We start from the raw sequence: 22,922 nt of genomic DNA, 5'->3' as shown, positions 1-22,922 counted from the left end.
GCAAGCCGCACGCCGACCAAGCCGCACGAAAGGGAAGCCGCACGCCAACCGAGGCGCACGCCAAACGAGGCGCACCAAAGGGAAGGCGCGCGAAAGGGAAGGCGCCGACGAGCGCGCGCCCAGAAGGACGCGCGCTCGTCGGCAGGAGAGCCCTCGATCAGGAAGTCGTCAGGCGCCGTAGTTCGGGTAGCCGTAGCCGACCACCTGCGACGTCGGCCGGACGCGCTGCTGGACGCTGCCGTTGCCGGTGTTGCCCTCGATCGTGGAGATCGTCCCGTCGTGGTTGTCCTTGACGACGAATCCGACGTGCTCGATGTCGTCCAGGCTCTTGCTGCCGCCCCACGAGAAGAACACCACGGCACCCGGCTTCGGGGTCGTGCCCCAGCGGTGGTTGCCGGCGAACCACTTCGCGTGCTCGACTGTGTAGGCGTCCCAGCCGATCATGCTGCGGGCGCCGGACTGCTCGCCGACCCACGAGACGAACATCGAGCACCAGGCGGCGTTCAGGTAGTCCGCCCGGGTGCCGCCGTCGCGCTTGAGGGTCTCCAGTGCGCGAGGGGAGTTCATGTACCACTTCTGGAACTTGGTGCCGCCTCCGTAGGCGTTCTCGGAGGTGCCGACCTGGGCCTTGGCCAGGGCCAGGACCCGCGAGACCGTGGCCCTGGCCTTGATCTCGCTCTCCGGGTGGCTCTTCGCGGCGGCGGGGGCCGCGTGCGCCGGAGCCTGGGCGGTGCGGGTGTCCGCGTGGGCGGCGGACTGGCCGGCGAGAGCGGCGGCCACGACGCTCACGCCGAGGACGGCGTGAGCGACGGTCGACTTGGTGGCACGAAAAAGATGGGACTTGGCCATCGAGGGGGTACTCCTTGCTTCCATGCCGCTTACCGGGTTAGCTGACGGGTTCGGGCGTGGAAGCTGCCCTACGGCACGTGACGTGCCGATACACCCCAAAAGGACGGTGGGTCCCCGGTTCCGCGCGAGGCGGATTCAGCGGTCACAGGACGTTCCTGTGATGCGTTGTGCGATGGTCTGGCAACGAACGGACAAACCGGACGTATGCCTCATATGACCACAAAGGTAATGCAAGTGGCAAGAGGCTTACAAATGGATGACTCGCCAGCTAAGAGAGCTGCTCCCTCGCGTCGGCCAGAAGCCCCATCATGGCAAGGCTTTCGTCAAGTGGCATGATCGCGGATTCGGTCCTGCCCTCGGCGATGGCGTCCCGTACCTCGCGCAGCTCGCCGGCGTATCCGTTGTCCGCCGGATCGAGCACGAGCTCCTCCGTCTCCATCGACGGCCCGCTCAGCACGACCTGCTCCGGAGCCCAGAACGGGGCCTTGATGTGCGCGCGCATGCCGGTGCCCACCACGCGGGCGTCGTTCGCGTACGAGCCCAGCAGCGAGCACTCCACCAGAGCCCGCCTGCCGCCCGGATAGACCAGCACCCCGCCCGCCTCCGCGTCCACCCCCGAGGGCGCCAGCGAGCCCGTGACGTGCAGCCGTGAGGGCATCCCGAGCAGCAGCTGCGCCAGCCCGAACGGGTAGATGCCCAGGTCGAGCAGCGCCCCGCCGCCCAGCTCCGGCGCCCACAGCCGGTGCGCGGGGTCGTACGGAGCCTTGAAGCCGAACGACGCCTGGACCGAGCGGATCTCCCCGAACCGGGGATCGGCGGCCACCCGCTGAATGAGTGGATTGAACCGGGTCCACATGGCTTCCATCAGGAACACCCCGGCCTCGCGGGCGAGCCGGACCATCCGCTCGGCGTCGGCGACGGACGCGGCGAGCGGCTTCTCGCACAGCACCGCCTTGCCCGCCGCGATCGCCGCCTCGGCGACCTCCAGGTGCTGGGCGTGCGGGGTCGCCACGTAGACCACGTCGACGCCGGGGTCGGCGCACAGCTCCGCGTACGAGCCGTGCGCCGACTCGGCACCCAGCGCCGAGGCCATCGCCCGCGCGCGGCCGAGGTCGCGCGATCCGACGGCGGCCACCCGCATCCCCGGCTCAGCGGCGATGACCGCGCCGACTTTTCCAGCAATGACACCCGTGGCCGCTATGCCCCATGCGAGATCCTTCATGGGGAAGGATCCTAGGACTCACCCCATCCAGCTGAAAGTCTCCGGGTCGGGCCCGATCCGGCCGTCCTGCTTGGTCAGGGCGCCGATGGCCGCCATGTCCTCGGCGTCGAGGACGAAGTCGAACACCTCGGAGTTCTCCTTGATCCGCGCGGGCGTGACCGACTTGGGGATCGTCACGTTGCCCAGCTGGATGTGCCAGCGCAGCACGATCTGGGCGGGCGTCTTGCCGTGCTTCTCCGACAGCACGGCCAGCGCCGGGTCGCCGAGCAGCCCCTTGCCCTGCCCCAGCGGGCTCCACGCCTCGGTGAGGATGCCGTTGGCCTCGTGGAACTCCCGTAGCGCGCGCTGCTGGAAGTACGGGTGCAGCTCGATCTGGTTGATGGACGGAGTGATGTCGGCCTCGTCGATGACCCGGGTGAGCGTCTCGATGGTGAAATTGGACACACCGATCGCCTTGGCCCGTCCCTGGTGGTAGATCTTCTCCAGGCCGCGCCATGCCTGAAGGTACTTGTTCCGGGACGGCACCGGCCAGTGGATCAGATACAGGTCCACGTAGTCGAGCCCGAGCCGGGACAGGCTCTCGTCGAACGCCTCCTCCGCCCGCTCGTGGTCGTTGTTGAAGAGCTTGGTGGTGATGAACAGCTTCTCGCGCGGGATCCCCGAGGCGCGTACGGCCCGGCCGACGCCCTCCTCGTTCCCGTACGCGCTGGCCGTGTCGATGTGGCGGTAACCGGCCTCCAGGGCGGTCGTCACGACCTGTTCGGCCTCGTCGTTCGGCACCTGCCAGACGCCGAATCCGAGCTGCGGAACCTGTACGCCGTCGGTGTTGAGTAGTAGCGAATTCATGCTCTCCATTGTTCATGTCCCGTTTCTGGCGGCTTAAGGCGGCCGGGCTAGCTTGAAGCGGTCGTGAACGGGCTATCACCCCGCGGGGAGAACAGAGTGGGCAAACAGGCGTCGGCCTGGGTGGAGTCTCCGCTTCAGATGCTGTGCGCCATCGAGGCCCACCGCGCTGGGCTGCTCGGGCCTGCCACGGTCGTCGTGCCGCGCGCCGGGCTGCGAGCGCTCAAGGCCACCCGCAGGGAGCTGTCCGGCCTGGCTCTGCCCGAGGGGCTGGAGCTGGCCGAGCCGCGCGAGCGCATGCCGCGCTCCCCGCAAGCCGTCGGCGACGCCTTCTCCGGCCGGGTCCAGCTGCGCTGGCTCGTCTCCCATCCGGGTCGCATCGTGATCGTCGACGACGGGCTGGCCACACTCCGGCTGCTGTCCCTGCTCGCCGCGGGGCCGTACAAGCCGCTGTTGCGGGCGCGGGCCCACCCGGGAAAGCTGCGCGCGGCCCTGGGGCTGGCGGCGGCGATCAGGCTGCGCGTGAGCCGGGTGTCGGTCTTCACCGCGCTGCCGGTGACCGACGAGCTGGCGGTTGCCGTCCGCGCGGCGGGCGTCGACCTGGTCCGCCACGACTTCGGCTGGCTGCGCGAGCAGCCGCTGAGCGGGCCGGGACCGGCCGAACGGACCGTCGTGCTCGGCACCTCTCTGGTCAGGAACGGGCTGGTCCACCGGGACCGCTACCTGGGCTGGCTGATGGAGCGGGCCGCCGAGGAGCCGCTCGCCTACTTCCCGCACCGCCGCGAGGACCCCGCTGACGTGGCGGTCATCCGCGAGCGGCCCGAGATCACCGTGCACGACGCCGGCGTGCCGGCCGAGCTGACGCTGCGCGGCCTCGACCCCGCCCAGCGGGTGCTCAGCCTGCCGTCCACCGCGATCACCTCGCTGCGCGTGCTGCTCGGCCCGCGCGGCGTCGCGGTCGAGGCGGTGGACGTGCCGGACGACTGGTGGACCAGCAGGGCGGCCCCCGACCTGCGTTCCCATCTGACCGGAGTCGCCGGATGACCGGCTTACCCCGCATCTGCCGGGTGACCGGCTTGCCGCGCGGGTGACTGGAACGGCCGGTTAAGACCGGCTTCCATGGCGGAGCCACTGGACAAGACCGGCTTCGCCCCATATCTGACTGGAACGACCGGGCGTCTGCCCGTAGCTGACTGGAGTGACCACTTGAGAGTGCTGGCCGTGGCCGACTCCGACTCCTACCTGAAGTGGGCGGCCTGCCTGCTCGACGACCTGTCACCCGGCTGCGAGAGCGACCTCGCGGTGGTGCGCACGCCGATCGCGCCGTCACCCGAGCAGATCGCCGCCGCCGTGGGCGGACGTCCCGCGCCGCCGCTGATGCCGGCGCGGGCGGTGCGGCGGCTGGCGGAGCGGACCCGGCCGGACGCGATCATCGTCGCCTGTACGGGGCCGGTCGTGGACGTGCTGGTCGCCGAGGCGTTCGCCGGGCTGCGCCCGCGGCCGGTGCTCGTGACCGGGCTGCCGGGCATCTCGGTGCCCGCGACGGAGAAGGCGTGGCTGTTCCGCAGCGGGTGCGACCTGTTCGTGGTGCACAGCGAGCGGGAGGTGGCCGAGTTCGGCGGGATCGCCGCCCAGCTCGGCGGGGGAGGGGCGGTCGGGCTGGCCCGGCTGCCGTTCCTGCGCCCGCGGGCCGTGCGCGGCGGCGGGAACCGGGTGGTGTTCGCCACCCAGGCCAAGGTGCCGCGTGAGCGCGAGGATCGCGAACGCATCCTGCTGTCCCTGGCCGAGCTGGCCGCCCGCCGCCCGGACCTGGACGTGGTGGTAAAGCTGCGCGCCCTGGAGGACGAGCGGCAGACGCACAACGAGCGCTTCCACTACCAGCGGCTCTGGCGCGAGCTCGGCGAGCCGGGGCGGGTGGCGTTCGAGGCGGGCTCGATGCATGATCAGCTGGCTCAGGCGGCCGGGTTCGTGACCGTCAGCTCGACGGCGGCGCTGGAGGCCATCGCGCAGGACGTGCCGCTGCTGGTGCTGAGCGACTTCGGCGTGAGCGCGGAGATGATCAACCTGGTGTTCGAGGGCAGCGGGCTGCTGGGCACGCTCGACGAGCTGGCCGGCGGCGGCTTCCGCGCCGCCGACGCCGCGTGGTGCGCGGCCAACTACTTCCACCCGGTGGAGCGCAACAACTGGGCCGGGCTGCTGGGCGGCCTGGTGACCGGCGGCCCGCGGGTCCCGGCCAGATCGCTGCTCGACGGGCCGGAGCACGCCGCCGCCCGCCGCCGGGCCAGGATGCGCCTGGACGTGCCGCCCACCATGCTGCGCGTCGGCTACCGGGCCAAGCGGCGGATGCGCCGGTATCTGCGGGCGCTGTCCTGACGAGGACAAAGCCGTTGCCCCCGGAGGGTGCCTCCGGGGGCGCCGCTCGTTCAGATCGCTGAGCGGATCTTGCGGCGCAGCCGCGTCAGCGCCGTGGGCTTGGCCGTCAGGCCGAGCGTCTCCAGGCGCTTGCGCTTGAAGTAGCGCGGGTCGAAGTCGAAGTCCGCCGGCCGCAGCTCCGGGTAGGTCTCGGCCTGCATGCAGTAACCCACGGCCTGGACCAGCTCCCGCAGGTAGCCGCGCGGCGCCGGCTCGATCGTGCCGTCCGCCGACATGCGGGGCAGCAGCGCGTCGACGATCGTGACGGGCACCCGGTTGCTGTTCTCGTACGGGGCCAGCCGCTCCAGCACCAGATCCGTGCCGTACGAGGCCACCGGCAGCCCGAAGTAGCGCCCGGCCGTGATCAGGCCGGTCGAGAAGCAGCCCACGACCAGCTCGGGCCGGAGCGCCGAGAAGCACACCTCGGCCGGGACGCTCTCCCCGGCGACCAGCAGCCGCACGTCCATCGGCTCGGCGGCGGCCCTGAGCAGCTGCGCGTGCCTGCGCCCGGCCGCCGGGTGCGGCTTGAACACGACGGTCGAGTAGCCCCGGGAGACCAGGCCGCGCAGCATCGACTCGTGCAGCGCCGCCTCCTCCTCCGGCGTGACGATCTCCAGCGCGGACAGGTACTGCCCGAGGATCATCGCCTGCCCGGCCAGCATGTCGGGCGCGGTCGTCGCTACCTGCCGGACCACCGCCAGGAACGCCTCGTCCGGCAGGATCGAGGGCGGCACTCCGTACTCGCTGAGGAGGAGCGGCTCCAGTCCCGGCACGAGGTCCAGGTGGAGCAGGCGGGTGATGCGGCGGAAGATCTCGGCGGGCAGCGGGTCACGGGTCGGGCCGTAGCTCATCAGGCCGTCGGAGTAGACGGTGATCGGGCAGTCGCGCACCAGCCCGGCGATCGTCCGGGCGGGCGGCACCGCGATCGACTCCAGCACCAGCTCGGCCACGTCGTCGAGCTTCAGATGGGCGCGGATCAGTCGCTCCATCATCGGCACCTCGATGACGCGGGCCTTCCAGTCCGACGGGTGCAGCGGCGCGATCAGGTCGTTCCACGAGTGGATCTCGTCGAAACGGGAGCGCAGCACCGCGAAGCCCGGCGTCCGGTCGAGCGGGATGGTCACCTCGGGGATCGCCGCGTTGTTGGACACGATGAGGACCCGGCGTCCCTCGGCGAAGCGGCCGTCGTCGATCCCGGCCGCCAGCGACATCGCCCCGAACAGCGTCGAGGCGTAGAAGACGGTCGTCATGAGTCCTCCCGTTCGCGGCGCGGCCGCACGTGGGGGTTCGGGGGGAGGTCGGGCAGCAGGGCCCGCAGGGTGGCCTCGCGCTCCATGGACATCCGCGACACCACGTCCGCCACCAGGCCGGTGGGCAGCGTGCGCACCATCTCCGCGCCGCGCTCCTCGAACCGGGCGCGCAACTGCGGGGTGAAGCGGTCGGCGATCTCCAGGTGGTGGGCGAGCAGCGCGCAGAAGTTCCGTACGGCCTTGGGCAGGAACTCCTCCTCGAGGTCCTTGAACACCAGCTCGAAGGCGTCGAAGAAGTGCAGCTGCCGCTCGTCGCCCACCCGCGTGAGCGACCCCGACACCATCCGCCGGTAGAACACCCCGGCCAGGGAGACCACCGCGAACGTGGCCGCCTCCCGGTGCAGCCGCCAGATCCACGGCCGGTCCTCGGCGGTGTGCAGCGAGCCGGGGAAGTGCAGCAGGTCGTGCAGCGAGCGCCGGTAGATCCCGGCCCAGGCGTAGGGGTAGTCGACCATGGTCCGCACGTTCGCGGGCAGGATCGCGTCCCGAGGGTGGAGCACCACGCCCCGCCGCGCCAGCGGAGCGCGGTGCACGACCCGCTTACGTCCCTCGACCTGTACGTGGTCGGCGCGGACGAAGTCGCAGCCGAGCCCGTCGATGGCCTCGACGAGCCGGGCCAGGTAGCCGGGGGCGAGCCAGTCGTCGCCGTCCATGAACGTGACGTACCGGCCCGACGCGGCCGACAGCCCGGTGTTGCGCGCGTCGGCGAGCCCAACCGGCGCCGGATTGCGCAGGATGGACAGGCCGGGCAGGTCGGCGCGGAAGTCCTCGGCGATGGCGCCCGTGGCGTCCACGGAACCGTCGTCCACGACGATGAACTCGAAGTCGCGCCGGGCGTTGCGGCACAGTGAGGAGAGCGCGTCGGCGATGAAACGCTCGCCGTCACGCACGGGCACGATGACGGACAGAGTGGTCAAGGTCGCGCTCGTCAGACGGTGACGCGGCGCAGGCGGGCCTTGGGGGCCTCCTCACCGGGGAAGACGCGCTTGACGCCGTCGCCCATCGCCTGCTCGATGATCCGGATGTCACGCACCAGGTGCTCCAGACCCGACGGCTCCAGCGACGCGGCGTGGTCGGAGCCCCACATGGTCCGGTCGAGCGTGATGTGCCGCTCCACGCAGACCGCGCCGAGCGTCACCGCGGCCAGCGAGATCTGCAGGCCGCGCTCGTGCCCGGAGTAGCCGACCGGCACGCCGTAGCGCTCCTTGAGGGTGGTGATCGTGCGCAGGTTCGCCTCCTCCGGCGGGAGGGGGTAGGTGGAGGTGGCGTGCATCATGATCAGCTTGTCGGTGCCGAGGATCTCGACGGCCTGGTCGATCTCGGAGAGCGTGGACATGCCGGTCGACAGCATCAGCGGCTTGCCCGTCGCCGCGAGGGCGCGGAGCAGCTCGTGGTCGGCGACGCTGGCCGAGGCGATCTTGTGCGCCACGACGTCCATCTCCTCCAGGAAGTCGATGGAGGGTACGTCCCACGGCGAGGCGAACCAGTGCAGGCCGCGCTCGTCGCAGTACTTGGCGATCTGGCGGTACTCGTCGTAACCGAACTCGGTCCGCTCCTTGTACTCCAGGTAGGTCATCTCGCCCCAGGGCGTCTGCCTGATCTGCCCCTTCTGCGCCTCGGGCACGCAGATGGCCGGGGTGCGCTTCTGGAACTTCACCGCCTGGCAGCCCGCGTCGGCCGCCACGTCGATGAGCCGGCGGGCGAGGTCGAGGTCGCCGTTGTGGTTGATGCCGATCTCGCCGATGACGTAGACGGGCTCGCCGTCGCCGACCAGCACCTCGCCGACCGCCACCGGGCCGAACCTGGGACGCTCCCTGACCTCGGGCGTGGGCTCCGCCGGCCGGGCCGCCACGACCCGGTCGCACAGCTCGCGTACGGCGCCCTCGCCGCCCGGCTTGGACAGCACGACCCTGGCGGCCGCCCGGACCCGCGGGTGCGCGTCCGGCACCGCGATCGGCCAGCCCACCTCGGCCATCGGGCCCAGGTCGTTGACGTCGTTGCCCACGTAGGCGACGCGGGCCGGGTCGAGACCCTCGATCGTCAGCCAGTCGCGCAGTACGACCCGCTTCTCGGCCAGGCCCTGCAGCACGGGCACGCCCAGCTTGCGGGCGCGGGCGGCCACGACCGGGTTGTGCTCGGTCGACATGACCAGCACCTTCACCCCGGCCCGGCGCAGCAGCGCGATGCCCATCCCGTCGGAGCGGCTGACCAGCACCATCTCGCGGCCGTCGGAGTCGACGTAGGCGCGGTCGTCGGTGTGCACGCCGTCGAAGTCGGTGATGACCGCGTCGACGTCGATCGGCTCGGGCACGTCCACGAACGGGGCCAGCGCGCGGGCCAGCTCCAGGTCCTCGGGGTCGTCGATCTCGATCGCGTGCCGCACGGGCACCGGCTGCACGGCGATGGTGCCGAAGAAGCGGTGGCCGTGCTCGCGCAGCCCGGAGGTGCGCATGACGTAGAACGCGCCGTTCTCGCGGAACTGCGGCTCACGGTCCTGCCTGCGCGGCCTGAACGCGGGGTCGTGGTTGATCCCGGCGCCGGCCGGGGTCCAGAGGAACTCGTGCGTCGGCAGGCCCGACACGACCGCGTCGGCCTCGCCGTCGAGCACCTTGCGCACGGCCGCCGACAGGTCGTCAGAGTCGATGAACGCGCTGGTGCACTGCACGAGCACGACCACCTCCGGGTCCTCGCCGAGCGTGTCGAGCGCGTGCAGGACCGCCGACTCGCTGGAGGCGGTCGAGCCGCTCAGCTCCTCCGGACGGTCCACGACGAGCGCGCCCGCCTCCTTGGCGGCCTCGGCGATTCCCGCGTGGTCGGTGCTGACCACCACCCGGTCGATCAGCTCGCTGCGCAGCGCGGCGCGGACGGCTCGGGTGACCAGGGGGATACCACCGACCGGCGCGAGGTTCTTCAGGGGAACACCCGCAGAACCGCCGCGGGCGGGAACAACGGCCAGGACTCGCAACGTGACTCCTCAGTGCTTACGGATTGCATCCCGAAGCTAGAGGCACGGATTGAACTGGCAGCATCCCCTTAATTAACTTTCCGGGGGGATCCGGTAGAGCAACTCTGGACGGCCCACTCCTCCGTACTGTGGCATCCGGATCGCGATCCCCAGCTCCACCAGGTGTTCCAGGTATCTGCGGGCCGTCACCCGGGAGACCCCGGCCGCCGTCCCGACGGCCTGCGCCGACATCCCCGCGGGACGCCCGCGCAGCTCGGCGACGACCACGTCGAGGGTGTCGCGGGCCATGCCTTTCGGCAGCTCGGAGCGGCCGCGCAGGGTGCCGAGCACCCGGTCCACGTCGCCCTGCCCGACGATCTCGCCGGCCTCCTCCTTGAACCGGGCATACCGCGTCAGCTTCTCGTGAAGTGTCGAGAAGGTGAACGGTTTGAGCAGGTATTGGGAAATGCCCAGGGACACCGCCGAGCGCACCATGGCCAGATCGCGCGCGGAGGTGACCGCGATCACGTCGCACAGCAGCCCGCCCGCCCGTACGGCCCGGCAGACCTCAAGGCCGGGCATGTCGGGCAGGTACAGGTCGAGCAGGATGAGATCGACCGGCGTGCGCCGCAGGAACCGCAGCGCCTCCCCGCCCGACCGCACCACGCCCGCCACCTCGAAGCCCGGCACCCGCGCCACATAGATGCGGTTGGCCTCGGCGGTGATCTCCTCGTCCTCGACCACCAGTACCGAGATCATCGGACCGACTCCGGTACGGGCTCGGGCACGGGCAGCCGCACGGTGAACACCGAGCCGGCCACCTCGATCGAGCCGCCCAGCCGCCGCACCGCCTGCCCGACCAGCGCGAGGCCCAGCCCGTGCCCGTCGCCCTTGGTGGTCCAGCCCTTCCGGAACGCGTCGGGCGCGATCAGGCCGGGCCCGTCGTCGGCCACCCTGATGAGGAAGCCGTCCGGCCCGGCCCGCAGCAGCACCTCGACCCGCGTCGCCGCGTCGATCGCGTTGTCGATGAGGTTGCCGACGATCGTGACCAGCTCCCCGGCGTCGAGGCCGAGGTCGTCCAGCTCGCTGTCCTCGCTGATCACCAGCTCGCCGCCGCGCTCGGCCGCCTCCGCGCTCTTGCCCAGCAGCAGCGCGGCCAGGACCGGCTCGCGCACCGCGCCCATCACCCGGTCCGTCAGGTGCTGGGCCGCCCGCAGCTCCGCGGTGCCGAACGCCACGGCCTGTTCGGTACGGCCCAGCTCCACCAGCGTGATGACCGTGTGCAGCTTGTTGGCCGACTCGTGGGCGGCCGACCTGAGCGACTCGGCGAACCCGCGCTCGGCGTCCAGCTGCCCGGCCAGCGCCTGCAGCTCGGTGTGGTCCCGCACGGTCACCACGGTGCCCAGCCTGCTGGCCGCGCCGTTGACGGCCAGCACCCGGTCGCCGACCAGGTGCACCCGCTCCTCCTGCCCGGCGTCCAGCACGTTCGACAGGCCCAGCTCGTCCAGGTGCCGCCCTTCGGCGTCGGCGGGCAGGCCGAGCAGCTGCCGCGCGGCGTCGTTGCAGAGCGTCAGGGTGCCGTCCTTGCCGACCAGCAGCAGCCCCTCGCGTACGGCGTGCAGCACCGCGTCGTGGTGCTCGTGGATGCGGCCCAGCTCGGCCGGGCCGAGCCCGTGTGTCTGCCTGCGCAGCCGGGCCGTCACCAGCCAGGTGCCGGCGGCGCCGAGGGCGAGCACGACCAGCGCGATGAGGCCGGTCCAGAAGAGCAGGCCGCGCAGTCTGGCGCTCACTCTCTCGACCTTGATGCCCGCGCTGACCAGCGCCCGCACCGGGCCGGTCGCGCTCGCACGGACCGGGGCGACCGCCCGCACGGACGGGCCGAGTGTGCCGGTGTAGGTCTCCGTGAACGTCTGCCCGCGCAGGGCCGGCTCGATGTGACCGAGGAACCGCTTGCCGATCTCCCCCGGGTTGGGGTGGGTGTAGCGGGTGCCGTCGGGCTTCATGATGGTGACGAAGTCGACGCCCGTCTGGGCGCGTACCTGCTCGGCGAACGGCTGCAGGCGGCTGCTCGGCGACGGGGCGTCGAGTGCGGCCAGCACGTCGGGCGAGGCGGCCACCGCGGTGGCCGCCGCCCTGGCCTGGGCCGTCGCCTCGGCCGTGACGAGGTTGCCGGCCAGCACGGAGACGAGCGTGGCGGCGCTCACCAGGGTGACGACGACAACGAACAGTTGCAGGGCCAGCATCTGGCCGGCCAGGGTCCATCGGCTCATGGGAATCTCTTCAGTGTACGAAACTTACGCAATGGTGACCTGCGTCACCACAGAGCGCATATTCGCATGGTTAGCAGTCTCGTCCATACGACCGGAGACCGTCCCATGCGTCGTGATCGCACCCACCTTCTCTACATGGCCGTCATCGTGGCGGTGCTGCTAGGGATCCTGGTCGGATTCGTCTGGCCGGACGTCGGCAAGGAGCTCAAGCCGCTCGGCACCGCGTTCGTCAACCTCGTCAAGATGATGATCGGCCCGATCATCTTCTGCACGATCGTGCTCGGCGTCGGCTCGGTCAGCAAGGCGGCCAAGGTCGGCAAGGTCGGCGGCCTCACCATCGGTTACTTCACCATCATGTCCACCGTAGCTCTGATCATCGGGCTCGTGGTCGGCAACTTCATCGACCCGGGCTCGGGGCTGCACCTCACCGACGCGGCCAAGCAGGCCGCGGAGGCCGAGGCGGCCAAGGGCGCCGCCGCCGGATCGACCGACTTCCTGCTCGGCATCATCCCCACCACGCTGGTGTCGGCGTTCACCGAGGGGCAGACGCTGCAGACGTTGCTGGTCGCGCTCCTCGTCGGGTTCGCGCTGCTGGCCATGGGACCCAAGGCCGCGCCGATCCTGACGGCCGTCGAGCACATCCAGCGGCTGGTGTTCCGCATCCTCGCCATGATCATGTGGGCGGCGCCGATCGGCGCGTTCGGCGCCATCGCCGCGGTCGTCGGAGCCACCGGCCTGGACGCGCTCAAGGCCCTGGGCATCATCATGGTCGCCTTCTACATCACCTGCCTGCTGTTCGTCGGCCTCGTGCTCGGCCCGCTGCTGTGGATGGTGGCCAAGGTCGGCATGTGGCCGCTCTTCCGCTACCTGGGGCGCGAGTTCCTGCTGATCCTGTCCACGTCGTCGTCCGAGGCCGCGCTGCCGCGGCTGATCGCCAAGATGGAGCACCTCGGGGTGAGCCGTACGGTGGCCGGCATCACGGTGCCGACCGGTTACTCCTTCAACCTCGACGGCACCGCGATCTACCTGACCATGGCCACGCTGTTCGTCGCCTCGGCCACCGGGGCGCCGCTGGCGTTCGGCGAGCAGATCGCGCTGCTGCTGTTCATGATGATCGCCTCCAAGGGCGCGGCGGGCGTGACCGGAGCGGGTCTGGCCACGCTGGCCGGTGCTCTCCAGTCGCACCGACCGGCGCTGGTCGACGGCGTCGGCCTCATCGTCGGCATCGACCGGTTCATGTCCGAGGCCCGTGCCCTGACGAACTTCGCCGGCAACGCGGTCGGCACCATCCTCGTCGCCACCTGGACAGGGGACTTCGACCGGGAACGAGCCGCCGAGGTGCTCGCCGGCAACGCGCCGTTCGACGAGTCGACGCTGCTGGACGAGGACGAGCAGCCCGAGCCGCCCGCGGCGGACGACGAGCGACGGGAGATGTCACCGGTCTGAGCCGTGGCCGGACGAGCGGGCGACGCCGCAGGCTCTGGGTCGGGTCAGAGCTTGCGGCCGATGCCCGCGTAGCCCATCCGCGCCGTCTCCTCGTCGAGGAAGATCATCTCCTGGGGGTCGGTGAACGGCCAGCCGACCTCCGGCCCGAGGCCACTGGCCAGCCCCGGCGGGACCAGCTCGAAGTCACCGAAGAACCGGGCGATCTCCGTGCCTGGGCGCGGGCAGAACGGCGTGTTGGCCTTCTGGTAGAACTCACTGATCTTGGCCACCCGCTCCGGCACGACGTCGTTGCCGATATGGGAGATGGCCAGGTAGCTGCCCGGTGCGAGCGCGTCCCGGTAGGTGGCCACGAACTCCTGCGGCCGGTCCTCGTCGGGCACCAGGTGCAGGAAGAACATCATGAGCACCGCGACCGGCTTCTCGAAGTCCAGCACGGACAGCACCTCGGGATCCCCGAGCAGCTTCTCCGGCTCACGGCCGTCGCCCAGCACCATGGCGACCTTCTTCGGGTCGGCTAGCAGGGCGCGGCCGTGCGCGGCGACCACGGGGTCGTTGTCGACGTAGACGACGCGCGCGTCCGGCGCGAACCGGTGGGCGACCTCATGCACGTTCTCCGCCGCCGGGAGGCCGGAGCCGAGGTCGAGGAACTGGGTGATGCCCTGACGGCACAGGTATTCGACCACTCGCCCGATGAACTTGCGGTTCTGCCTCGTGCCCTCTCTGACCTCGGGGAGCACGCTCATCACCAGTTCGGCGAGATCCCGGTCGGCCTTGAAGTTGTCCTTGCCACCAAGGAAGTAGTCGTACATCCGCGCCGCGTTGGGGATGTGCGGGTCCACACCTTGCGGCGCTTGTTCCGTCATGGGCCCATGATCTCGGACAAACGGCCAGGAAATCCACCGTTTCATGTCACAAGGTGACTGACAGGAGGCGGGCCGTGTCACACGGCAGGCAGCCTCAGGACGAAGCGGGCGCCGCCGGAACACTCGTCGACGTGGATCTCGCCGCGATGCGCCACCGCGATGTCGCGCGCGATGGCCAGGCCCAGGCCGGTGCCGCCGGCGTCGCGGCTGCGGGCCGCGTCCAGGCGGGTGAAGCGCTCGAAGATGGACTCGCGGTCGGCCCGCGCGATCTCCACGCCGTCGTTCTCCACGGCCAGTACGGCCATGCCCTCGTCCCTGGTGACCACCACCTTGACGATGCTCTCGGCATGCCGCTGGGCGTTGTCCAGCAGGTTCGTCAGCACCCGGGTCAGCTGCAGCCGTACGCCCTCCACCACGACGCCCTCGTCCACCATCAGCTTGACGGGCAGCCGGTCGTCGCGGGCCGCCAGCTCGTCGCGGACCAGGACGGCGAGATCCACCCGCTCCTTCACCACGTCCACGCGGGAGCCGATCCTGGCCAGCAGCAGCAGATCGGTGATGATCGCTTCGAGCCGGTCGGTGTCGCGCAGCGCGCTGTCCACCAACGTGATGAAGTCGGTGTCCTCGGGGTAGAGCTGGGCGCTCTCCAGCTGCGCGCGCAGCCCGGCGATGGGGGTACGCAGCTCGTGTGAGGCGTCGGAGGCGAACCGGCGCTGCTGGTACGCCGAGCGCTCCAGGCGGGCCAGCGTGCCGTTGACGGACCTGGCGAGCTGGGCGACCTCGTCCTTGCCCGGCGGCTGGGTCACCCGGCTGCTCAGGTCGCTGGCGTTGACCGCGTCCAGCTCGACCCGCATCGCCCCCACCGGCCGCAGCGCCCGGCCCATGACCAGCCAGGTCGTCCAGGTGGCCAGCGCGATGAGCACGAGGACCTGGGTGAGCACGATGGCCTCCAGGATCCTCGTGTCCAGGAGGCCAGGGGTGGTGCGGCCGGCGTACACGACGTTCGAGGCCGGGGACGGCGACGCGCGGACGGCCGTCAGGTGGACGCACTGCCTCGGGAGGCAGTTCGTGGTGCTGATGACCCGGTTGTCCGCGGTGGGCCAGACGTCGCTGAGCGCCGGCAGGTTGCGGGCCGCGTCGCTCGTCGCCAACACCTGACCGGTCGGGGCGACGACCTGGATCAGGTCGACGGAGGGGTCGGTCAGCGGCATCGCCGCCCCCAGCGGGAGGTCGCCCACCCGCCACTCGGCCGCCACCTGCTCGGCGGTGTCCCTGGTCTGCCGCCACACGTTCGCCTCGACCACGGACTTGGCCACGACGATCGTGCCGGTCCCCACGGGGATCAGCACAGCCGTGGCCACGGCGGCCGCCACCAGCGTGACGCGGCCGCGGAGAGAACTCGCCCATAGGCGTGACATCAAATCGAGGCTACTAACGGCATTTACCCCTATATGCCGGACAAGGGAAAAGTTTGTCCCATTCTCCGGCAGCCCGGCGTCAGCGCTGGAGCCACACCGTGGTGTCGGGCGGCAGGGTGCCGTCCGCGGTGAGCGGGCCGCTCGACAGCAGCACCTCGCCGGTCACCTCCACCGGCTGGTCACTGGTGTTCAGTACGACGACCAGGCCGGGCGAGCGCTCGATGGCCAGCACGTCCTTGGCCGAGTCGAGCCAGGTCAGCGTGCCGCCGCCGAGTGCCGGGTGGGTCTTGCGCAGGCGCAGCGCGGCCCGGTAGAGGTTCAGCGTGGAGCCGGGGTCGTCGTGCTGGGCCTCGACCGACAGCGCCGCCCACGAGGCGGGGATCGGCAGCCACGGGTCCCGCCAGCCAAGGCCGGGGGAGGTGGTCCACGGGATCGGCACCCGGCAGCCGTCGCGGCTCTCGCCGCTGCGCAGGAACGCCGGGTCCTGCCGCAGCTCGTCGGGCAGGTCGAGCACCTCGGGCAGGCCGAGCTCCTCGCCGTTGTAGAGGTAGGCCGAGCCGGGCAGGGCCAGCATCAGCAGCGTGGCCGCCTTGGCCCTGGCCAGACCGCCGTGGCGGGTGACGTGCCGGGGCTTGTCGTGGTTGGACAGCACCCAGGTGGTCGGCGCGCCCACCAGCTCCGCCTCGGCCAGCGCCTTCTCGATGACCGCGCGGAAGGACTTGGCGTGGAAGTCGGCCAGCAGGAAGTCGAAGTTGAACGCCTGGTGCAGCTCGTCGGGGCCGACGTAGCGGGCCAGCCGCTCGGGCGAGGACACCCACGCCTCGGCGACGGCCATCCGCCCGCCGGGGTAGGAGTCGAGGATCGGCCGCCACTCGCGGTAGATCTCGTGCACGCCGTCCTGGTCGAAGTACGGCACGCGCTCGTCGCCGAGCATCTCGGCCTGACGGCCCTCCTTCGGCCCCACGTCGGGCAGCCCGGCGGCCTTGACCATGCCGTGCGCCACGTCCACGCGGAAGCCGTCCACCCCGCGCTCCAGCCAGAACCGCAGGATGTCGCGGAACTCGGCCCGCACCTCCGGGTTGTCCCAGTTGAGGTCGGGCTGCTCGGGTGCGAACAGGTGCAGGTACCACTGCCCGTCGGCCACCTGGGTCCAGGCGGGGCCGCCGAAGATGGACTCCCAGTCGTTGGGCTGGTCCCGGAAGATGTAGCGGTCGCGCAGCCCCGCCTGGAACCACGGGTGCCGGTCGGAGGAGTGGTTCGGCACCAGGTCGACGATCACCCTGATGCCCAGCTCGTGCGCGTCGGCGATCAGCCCGTCGAGGTCGGCCAGCGTGCCGAACATCGGGTCCACGTCACGGTAGTCGGCCACGTCGTAACCGCCGTCGGCCATCGGCGAGGTGTAGAAGGGGCTCAGCCAGATGGCGTCCACGCCCAGCTCGGCGAGGTAGTCCAAACGTTCGCGCACGCCCGGCAGGTCTCCCATGCCGTCGCCGTTCGCGTCGGCGAAGCTGCGTGGGTAGACCTGGTACACGACGGCGTCCCGCCACCAGTCGTCGTTGCCGAGCATGGGGGTCCTTCCGGGGATTGTCCGTGATGTCTGGTGCAGGATGGCCTGCATGGTTCAGCGGGGTCAAGTGTAAGTTGCGGAAAGTTGCAGATGGGGCCCCACTTCTCCCCGCGGTTCGGTTGACGAGGTCAAGGGAGTATCCAGCGGGTCTGGATCGGGTAACGCTCTTTCGCAAGTTCTTCCAAAATTTGCAAACAGTCGCTAACGTCCCGGAAACATAAGCCGCGAAAGCGGTCAATTGCTCCCTCCGTGACCTCAGGAGGTCCCATGCGCAAGCGAGCCCTGGGTGTGGCCGCTCTCACGTCCCTGGCGTTAGCCGCCACGGCCTGCGGTGGTTCTCAGCCCGGCACCCCCTCTGCCGCCCCCAGCGGTTCCGCCGCCGCCTCCTCCTCGGCCCCCGCCGACAAGGGCAGCGGCAAGCTGGTGATCTGGGCCGACCCCAACCGGGTCAAGGCGCTCAAGCCCTTCGCCGAGCAGTTCGGCACAGAGAACGGCGTGACCGTCGAGGTGAAGGAGATCAGCAAGGACAACCAGCAGACCTTCCTCACCGCCTCCCAGCAGGGCAGCGGCCCGGACATCATGGTCGGCGCGCACGACTGGATCGGCAACCTGGTGCAGAACGGCGCCATCGACCCGGTCAACCTCACCGACGCGCAGAAGGCGGCGTTCCCGGAGATCGCCATCAAGGCGGTCACCTTCGACGGGCAGGTGATGGCCGCCCCGTACGCGGTGGAGAACATCGCGCTGATCCGCAACACCAAGCTCGCGCCCGAGGCCCCCGCGACGCTCGAGGACATGGTCAAGAAGGGCAAGGAGCTCAAGGCGGCGGGCAAGGTCAAGGAGGTCCTCTGCCTGCCCGTGGCGCAGAAGGGCGACGCCTTCCACGTCTACCCGATCTTCGCGGCGGGCGGCGGCTCGCTGTTCGGCACCACCGCCTCCGGCGACCCGGACCCGAAGAAGGTGCTGCTCGGCTCGCCCGACTCGGTCAAGGCGTTCGGCAAGCTGAAGGAGCTGGGGGAGAAGGGTGACGGCGCGCTCAAGACGTCCATCACCAACGAGAACTACGTCGCCAGCTTCGCGGGCGGCAAGTGCGCGTTCCTGATCTCCGGCCCGTGGGCCATGGGCGACGTGAAGAAGGGCGGCATCAGCTACGACATCACGCCCGTCCCGTCGTTCAAGGACGGCAAGCCCGCCACCCCGTTCGTCGGCGTCCAGTCGTTCTTCGTGGCCTCCAAGGGCAAGAGCAAGACCCTGGCGCAGGAGTTCGTCGCCAACTACGTGACCAACAAGGACGTGGCCAAGGCCCTGTACGCGGCCGACCCCCGGCCCCCGGCGCTGACCGAGGCCCTGCAGGAGGTCGGCGCGACCGACCCCGACGCGGGCAAGTTCATGGACGCGGGCAAGAACGGCCTGCCGATGCCGGCCATCCCCGAGATGCAGGCCGTCTGGGAGCCGTTCGGCATCGCCGAGGCGGCGGTCGTCAAGGGCGGCGACGCGGCCAAGGCCGCCGAGGCCGCGCAGAAGGCCATCGACAGCTCCCTCAAGAACTGACGTCATGTCCCTGGACGTGCGTGCGGCCGCGGGATCCCATGCTCCCCCGCGGCCCCGCCGCGAGATCACCACGGCGTTCCTGGTCAGCAGGGTCGTGGTGCTCGCGGTGGCGGCGGCGCTCCTGGTGTACGCGGCGCCGCCCCTGGTCGCCGCCGGGTCGTGGCCCGCCCTGGTGGTCCTCGGCCTGGCCACCGCGGCCATCGCCTACCTCTACCTGACCCGCCGCTTCATCCCGGCCAAGTACCTGATCCCCGGCACCGTCTTCCTGATCGCCTTCCAGGTGTTCCCGGTCCTCTACACGGTGAGCACCGCGTTCACGAACTTCGGCGACGGCCACCGCGGCGACAAGCAGGCCGCCATCACGGCGATCGAGACCGGCTCCGTACGGCAGGCGCCCGGCTCGCCCGAGTACAGCCTGACCACGGCGCTGAAGGGCGACCGGCTGGTCTTCCTCCTCGTGGACCCCAAGACCAAGCAGGTCCAGGCGGGCGACCCGGCCGGGCTCGCGCCGGTGCCCGGCGCCCAGGTGGGCGTGACGGGCAAGGTGCTGCGGGCGCCCGGCTTCACCGTACTGACGGCACCGCAGGCGGCGGCCAGGGCGCAGCAGATCGCGGCGCTGGCCGTACCGACCCGCGGCGGCCTGATCAAGGCGAACGGACTGAGCCGCGCGGTCGAGGGACGCTCGGCGCTGGTCTACGACGCGCGCTGCGACTGCGTCCAGGGCGAGGGCGACCGGTGGAAGGCCGACGAGGGACAGGGCTACTTCGTCAACGCCACGGGCGCGCACCTCGCGCAGGGCTGGCAGGTGAGCGTCGGCTTCGCGAACTTCAGCCGCGTCCTGACGAACCCCACGATCTCCGGCTACTTCATCGGTGTCTTCGGGTGGAACGTGGTGTTCGCGCTGGCCTCCGTGGGGGCCACGTTCGCGCTCGGCATGGCCGTGGCGCTGGCGCTGCACCACCCGCGCATGCGCGGCACCCGCTTCTACCGGATCGCGCTGATCCTGCCGTACGCGATGCCCTCCTTCGCGATGCTGCTGGTCTGGCGGGACATGTTCAACCGCGACTTCGGGTTGATCAACCAGCTCTTCGGGCTGGACGTCGACTGGATGGGGCAGCCGTCCACCGCCCGGTTCGCGGTCATCCTGGTCAACCTCTGGCTGGGCTTTCCGTACATGTTCCTGGTGACCACGGGTGCGCTGCAGGCCATCCCGCGCGAGCTGACCGAGGCGGCCTCCATCGACGGGGCGACGCCCTGGCAGGGCTTCCGCAAGGTGACGCTGCCGCTGCTGCTGGTGGCGCTGACGCCACTGCTGATCTCGTCGTTCGCCTACAACTTCAACAACTTCAACGCGATCGCGCTCACCAGCGAGGGCGGCCCGTTCCCGGCGGAGAGCCCGCAGGTGGGGGCCACCGACCTGCTGATCACCTACACCTTCCGGCTGGCGTTCGGCACCTATGGCGCCCAGTTCGGCTTCGCTGCCTCGATCTCGGTGTTCATCTTCGCGATCGTGGCGATCATCTCCGCGGTGGCCTTCCGCCGGACCCGCAGACAGGAGGAGGTCTACGCATGAGACTCGCGCTGCGGCACGTGTTCGTGCTGGTGGTGTGCGCGTTCGCGCTCTTCCCGATCCTGTTCGTGGTCTCCGCCGCGATCAACCCGCTGGGCACGCTGGCCTCCACCGACCTGCTGCCGACCGGAGCGAGCCTCGGGAACTTCGCCGACCTGTTCACCTCCGACCGGTATCCGTTCGCCAGGTGGTTCATCAACTCGGTGTTCGTCGCGCTGACGTCGTCGTTCGTCAGCCTGCTGCTGTCGATGTTCGCCGCCTACGCCTTCAGCCGGATGCGCTTCCGGGGGCGCCGGGTCGGGCTGCTGGCGCTGCTGCTCATCCAGATGTTCCCGCAGTTCCTCGCCATCGTGACGATCTTCATGATCTTCACCAAGGTGACCGAGCTCTATCCCGCGTTCGGGTTCAACACCGTGTGGGGGCTCATGCTGCTCTACCTGGGCGGCGCGCTGGGCGTGAACACGTGGCTGATGAAGGGCTTCCTCGACACCGTCCCCACGGAACTGGACGAGGCGGCCACGGTCGACGGCGCCACGCACGCGCAGATCTTCTGGCGGGTCATCATGCCGCTGGTCACGCCGATCCTCGCGGTCACCGCGCTGCTGGCCTTCATCGGCACGATGAGCGAGTTCATCATGGCCAACGTCTTCCTGCGCGACCCCGAGAGCAAGACGCTGGCCGTGGGCATGTACGGGATGATCGCGGGGGACCAGCGCAACGCCAACTTCGGCATGTTCGCCGCGGCCACGCTGCTCACCGCCGTCCCCACGGTCGGTGTGTTCCTGTGGTTGCAGAAGTACATCGTCTCCGGGCTCACGGCCGGGGCCGTCAAGGGATAGGTCTCATTGCGCTTCCTCGGCGAGCCGCATCACGACGGCTCCGCTCTGTACGTCTCCACCCAGGCGCCGGCGCCCGGCTCGACGGTGACGGTCCGGCTGCGGGCGCCGCTGTCCGCCGGGATCACCGGTGTGCACGTCCGTACGGTCCGGGACGGCGAACCCCGCTTCACCGCCGCCTCTCCCGACACCGTTGGCTTTGTTGGTGGCTATGGCGAGACGGACGTCTGGTGGCGCGCGGATCTTGTCGCCGCCAACCCGGTCACCCCCTACCGCTTCCTCCTGCACACCACGGGCGGCCAGGCGTGGCTGACCGCCGCCGGGCTCGTCACGCACGACGTCACCGACGCCACCGACTTCCGGCTGGTCTGCCACGAGACGCCGCCCCCGTGGCTGGCCGACGCGATCGTCTACCAGATCTTCCCGGACCGCTTCGCCAGGTCCAGGCCGATGCGGGAGCTACCGGACTGGGCACTGCCACGTGACTGGGACCGCGACCCGGTCATCCCCTCGGGCCCCGGCACGTCCCAGCAGTTCTACGGTGGCGACCTCGACGGCATCGTGGAGCGTCTTGACCACGTCCAGGCGCTCGGCGCGGACACCGTCTACCTGACGCCGATCTTCCCGGCCCGCTCCAACCACCGCTACGACGCCGCCGACTTCGACCGCGTCGACCCGCTGCTCGGCGGCGACGAGGCGCTGCACCGGCTCGCCGACGCGCTGCACGCGCGCGGCATGCGGCTGATCGGCGACATCACCACCAACCACTGCGGCCGGACGCACCCCTGGTTCACCGCCGCGATGTCCGATGTGGGCGCGCCCGAGCGGGAGATGTTCTACTTCGACCCCGCCACCGGCGACTACGAGTCCTGGTACGGGGTCAGGTCGCTGCCCAAGCTCAACTGGGGCGGCGACCTGGTGCGGGCCCGGATTCCGGCCATACTGAAGAAGTGGCTCGGCCCGCTCGACGGCTGGCGCGTCGACGTCGCGAACATGACCGGCAGGCACGGCCGCGACGACCACAACCACGAGATCGCCGCCCTGCTGCGGCGCGAGATCGGGCCCGGCGCGGCGCTCATCGCCGAGCACTGCCATGACGCCTCGCCCGACCTGGACCGCGACGGCTGGCACGGCACGATGAACTACGGCGGCTTCACCCGGCCGGTGTGGGCCTGGCTGCGCTCGCCCGACCTGGAACTGGCGAACTTCCTCGGGGTGCCCGGCGGGGTGCCGTCGCGTGACGGACTCCAGACGTACGCGACGTTCCGCGCCTTCGCCTCCCACCTGTCGTGGCGCTCGCAGACGCACTCCTGGCAACTGCTCGACTCGCACGACTCGCCGCGCATCCGCACCGTGACCGGCTCGGCCGAGCGCCACCTCGTCGCGCTCGGGCTGCAGGCCACGCTGCCGGGCACGCCGATGGTGTTCGCGGGCAGCGAGTTCGGGCTGACCGGGGTGAACGGCGAGCACGCGCGTACCCCCATGCCCTGGAACCGGCCCGCCGACCAGGATCTCGGGACGCTGGCCGCCTACCAGGAGCTGCTCGGCCTGCGCCGGGCCGAGCCCGCGCTGCGCCACGGCGGGCTGCGGTGGCTGCACGCCGACGCCGACTGCCTGGTCTTCCTCCGGGAGGCCGCCGACGAGTCGCTGCTGGTGTGCGCGCGCAGGGCGCCGGGCCGGCCTCTTCCCCTTCCCACCCGGGCGGCAGGGGTTTATAACGCTTCTGACACCGATGTGCTGCCGGGTGATGGTCCTTCGTTGCGTGTCTGGCGCCTCACCCGATGACGCGCTAGCGTGGGCGACCCCCCCATCGTTCAGATT

18 protein-coding genes and 1 riboswitch are annotated in these 22,922 nt (G+C 70.6%); of the genes, 7 read left to right on the top strand and 11 right to left on the bottom strand.

Annotated elements, in window-relative coordinates:
- Window positions 1-168: 168 nt before the first annotated feature.
- From LDL49_RS28010 to LDL49_RS28000, 3 genes are all read right to left on the bottom strand, one after another.
- On the bottom strand, window positions 169-849 hold the full coding sequence (locus LDL49_RS28010; protein WP_225295018.1) for a CHAP domain-containing protein: 681 nt from the start codon (window positions 847-849) through the stop codon (window positions 169-171).
- An 11-nt stretch (window positions 850-860) separates the two neighbouring features.
- Window positions 861-1,000: riboswitch (cyclic di-AMP (ydaO/yuaA leader) on the bottom strand.
- 117 nt (window positions 1,001-1,117) lie between these two features.
- Window positions 1,118-2,071, bottom strand: a complete 954-nt coding sequence (locus LDL49_RS28005) for a Gfo/Idh/MocA family protein (RefSeq protein WP_225295016.1) — start codon at window positions 2,069-2,071, stop codon at window positions 1,118-1,120.
- An 18-nt stretch (window positions 2,072-2,089) separates the two neighbouring features.
- Window positions 2,090-2,917 (bottom strand): aldo/keto reductase, encoded by an 828-nt coding sequence (locus LDL49_RS28000; protein WP_225295014.1) that lies wholly within the window; start codon window positions 2,915-2,917, stop codon window positions 2,090-2,092.
- 96 nt (window positions 2,918-3,013) lie between these two features.
- Between LDL49_RS28000 and LDL49_RS27995 the strand changes: the two genes are divergently transcribed.
- Both LDL49_RS27995 and LDL49_RS27990 read left to right on the top strand, forming a co-directional pair.
- Window positions 3,014-3,958, top strand: coding sequence for a hypothetical protein (locus LDL49_RS27995; RefSeq protein ID WP_225295012.1), 945 nt, complete (start codon window positions 3,014-3,016; stop codon window positions 3,956-3,958).
- Window positions 3,959-4,126: 168 nt separating this feature from the next.
- Window positions 4,127-5,287: a DUF6716 putative glycosyltransferase gene (locus LDL49_RS27990; RefSeq protein ID WP_225295172.1), complete on the top strand. Its 1,161-nt coding sequence runs from the start codon at window positions 4,127-4,129 to the stop codon at window positions 5,285-5,287.
- Window positions 5,288-5,337: 50 nt separating this feature from the next.
- On the opposite strand, the gene LDL49_RS27985 is transcribed toward LDL49_RS27990, so the two are convergent.
- From LDL49_RS27985 to LDL49_RS27965, 5 genes are all read right to left on the bottom strand, one after another.
- Complete coding sequence (locus LDL49_RS27985) at window positions 5,338-6,576, bottom strand: polysialyltransferase family glycosyltransferase (protein ID WP_225295010.1); 1,239 nt, start codon at window positions 6,574-6,576, stop codon at window positions 5,338-5,340.
- On the bottom strand, window positions 6,573-7,553 hold the full coding sequence (locus LDL49_RS27980) for a glycosyltransferase family 2 protein (protein WP_225295009.1): 981 nt from the start codon (window positions 7,551-7,553) through the stop codon (window positions 6,573-6,575). The genes LDL49_RS27985 and LDL49_RS27980 overlap by 4 nt, the downstream gene beginning before the upstream one ends.
- A gap of 11 nt (window positions 7,554-7,564) precedes the next feature.
- On the bottom strand, window positions 7,565-9,601 hold the full coding sequence (locus LDL49_RS27975) for an N-acetylneuraminate synthase family protein (protein ID WP_225295006.1): 2,037 nt from the start codon (window positions 9,599-9,601) through the stop codon (window positions 7,565-7,567).
- A gap of 72 nt (window positions 9,602-9,673) precedes the next feature.
- Window positions 9,674-10,339, bottom strand: coding sequence for a response regulator (locus LDL49_RS27970; protein WP_225295005.1), 666 nt, complete (start codon window positions 10,337-10,339; stop codon window positions 9,674-9,676).
- Window positions 10,336-11,850 carry an ATP-binding protein gene (locus LDL49_RS27965; protein WP_225295003.1) on the bottom strand — a complete coding sequence of 505 codons (1,515 nt, stop codon included), beginning with the start codon at window positions 11,848-11,850 and terminating at the stop codon, window positions 10,336-10,338. Before LDL49_RS27965 ends, LDL49_RS27970 begins: the two co-directional genes overlap by 4 nt.
- A 105-nt stretch (window positions 11,851-11,955) precedes the next feature.
- Here LDL49_RS27965 and LDL49_RS27960 point away from each other — a divergent pair, with 105 nt between their 5' ends.
- Entirely contained in the window at window positions 11,956-13,296 is a 1,341-nt protein-coding gene (locus tag LDL49_RS27960) for a cation:dicarboxylate symporter family transporter (protein WP_225295001.1), read from the top strand.
- 44 nt (window positions 13,297-13,340) lie between these two features.
- On the opposite strand, the gene LDL49_RS27955 is transcribed toward LDL49_RS27960, so the two are convergent.
- The 3 genes from LDL49_RS27955 to LDL49_RS27945 form a co-directional block, all read right to left on the bottom strand.
- Entirely contained in the window at window positions 13,341-14,159 is an 819-nt protein-coding gene (locus LDL49_RS27955; protein ID WP_225294999.1) for an SAM-dependent methyltransferase, read from the bottom strand.
- A 77-nt stretch (window positions 14,160-14,236) separates the two neighbouring features.
- The gene (locus LDL49_RS27950; RefSeq protein ID WP_225294997.1) at window positions 14,237-15,577 is read right to left on the bottom strand and encodes a sensor histidine kinase; all 1,341 of its coding nucleotides are present in this window, start codon (window positions 15,575-15,577) and stop codon (window positions 14,237-14,239) included.
- A 79-nt stretch (window positions 15,578-15,656) separates the two neighbouring features.
- Window positions 15,657-17,144, bottom strand: a complete 1,488-nt coding sequence (locus tag LDL49_RS27945; protein ID WP_225294995.1) for a glycoside hydrolase family 13 protein — start codon at window positions 17,142-17,144, stop codon at window positions 15,657-15,659.
- Between the two features lie 267 nt (window positions 17,145-17,411).
- Here LDL49_RS27945 and LDL49_RS27940 point away from each other — a divergent pair, with 267 nt between their 5' ends.
- Genes LDL49_RS27940 through LDL49_RS27925 form a run of 4 tightly spaced genes read left to right on the top strand, consistent with a single transcriptional unit; the run spans window position 17,412 to window position 22,886 of the window.
- Window positions 17,412-18,695 carry a sugar ABC transporter substrate-binding protein gene (locus tag LDL49_RS27940; protein ID WP_225294993.1) on the top strand — a complete coding sequence of 428 codons (1,284 nt, stop codon included), beginning with the start codon at window positions 17,412-17,414 and terminating at the stop codon, window positions 18,693-18,695.
- A gap of 4 nt (window positions 18,696-18,699) precedes the next feature.
- Window positions 18,700-20,268, top strand: coding sequence for an ABC transporter permease subunit (locus LDL49_RS27935; RefSeq protein WP_225294991.1), 1,569 nt, complete (start codon window positions 18,700-18,702; stop codon window positions 20,266-20,268).
- Window positions 20,265-21,104 carry a sugar ABC transporter permease gene (locus LDL49_RS27930; RefSeq protein WP_225294989.1) on the top strand — a complete coding sequence of 280 codons (840 nt, stop codon included), beginning with the start codon at window positions 20,265-20,267 and terminating at the stop codon, window positions 21,102-21,104. Before LDL49_RS27935 ends, LDL49_RS27930 begins: the two co-directional genes overlap by 4 nt.
- Before the next feature lie 6 nt (window positions 21,105-21,110).
- Complete coding sequence (locus LDL49_RS27925) at window positions 21,111-22,886, top strand: glycoside hydrolase family 13 protein (protein WP_225294988.1); 1,776 nt, start codon at window positions 21,111-21,113, stop codon at window positions 22,884-22,886.
- Window positions 22,887-22,922 lie beyond the last annotated feature (36 nt).

The sequence above is a fragment of the Nonomuraea aurantiaca genome (assembly GCF_020215705.1).
Taxonomy (GTDB): domain Bacteria; phylum Actinomycetota; class Actinomycetes; order Streptosporangiales; family Streptosporangiaceae; genus Nonomuraea; species Nonomuraea aurantiaca.
This window is presented reverse-complemented; position numbering and strand designations above follow the sequence as displayed.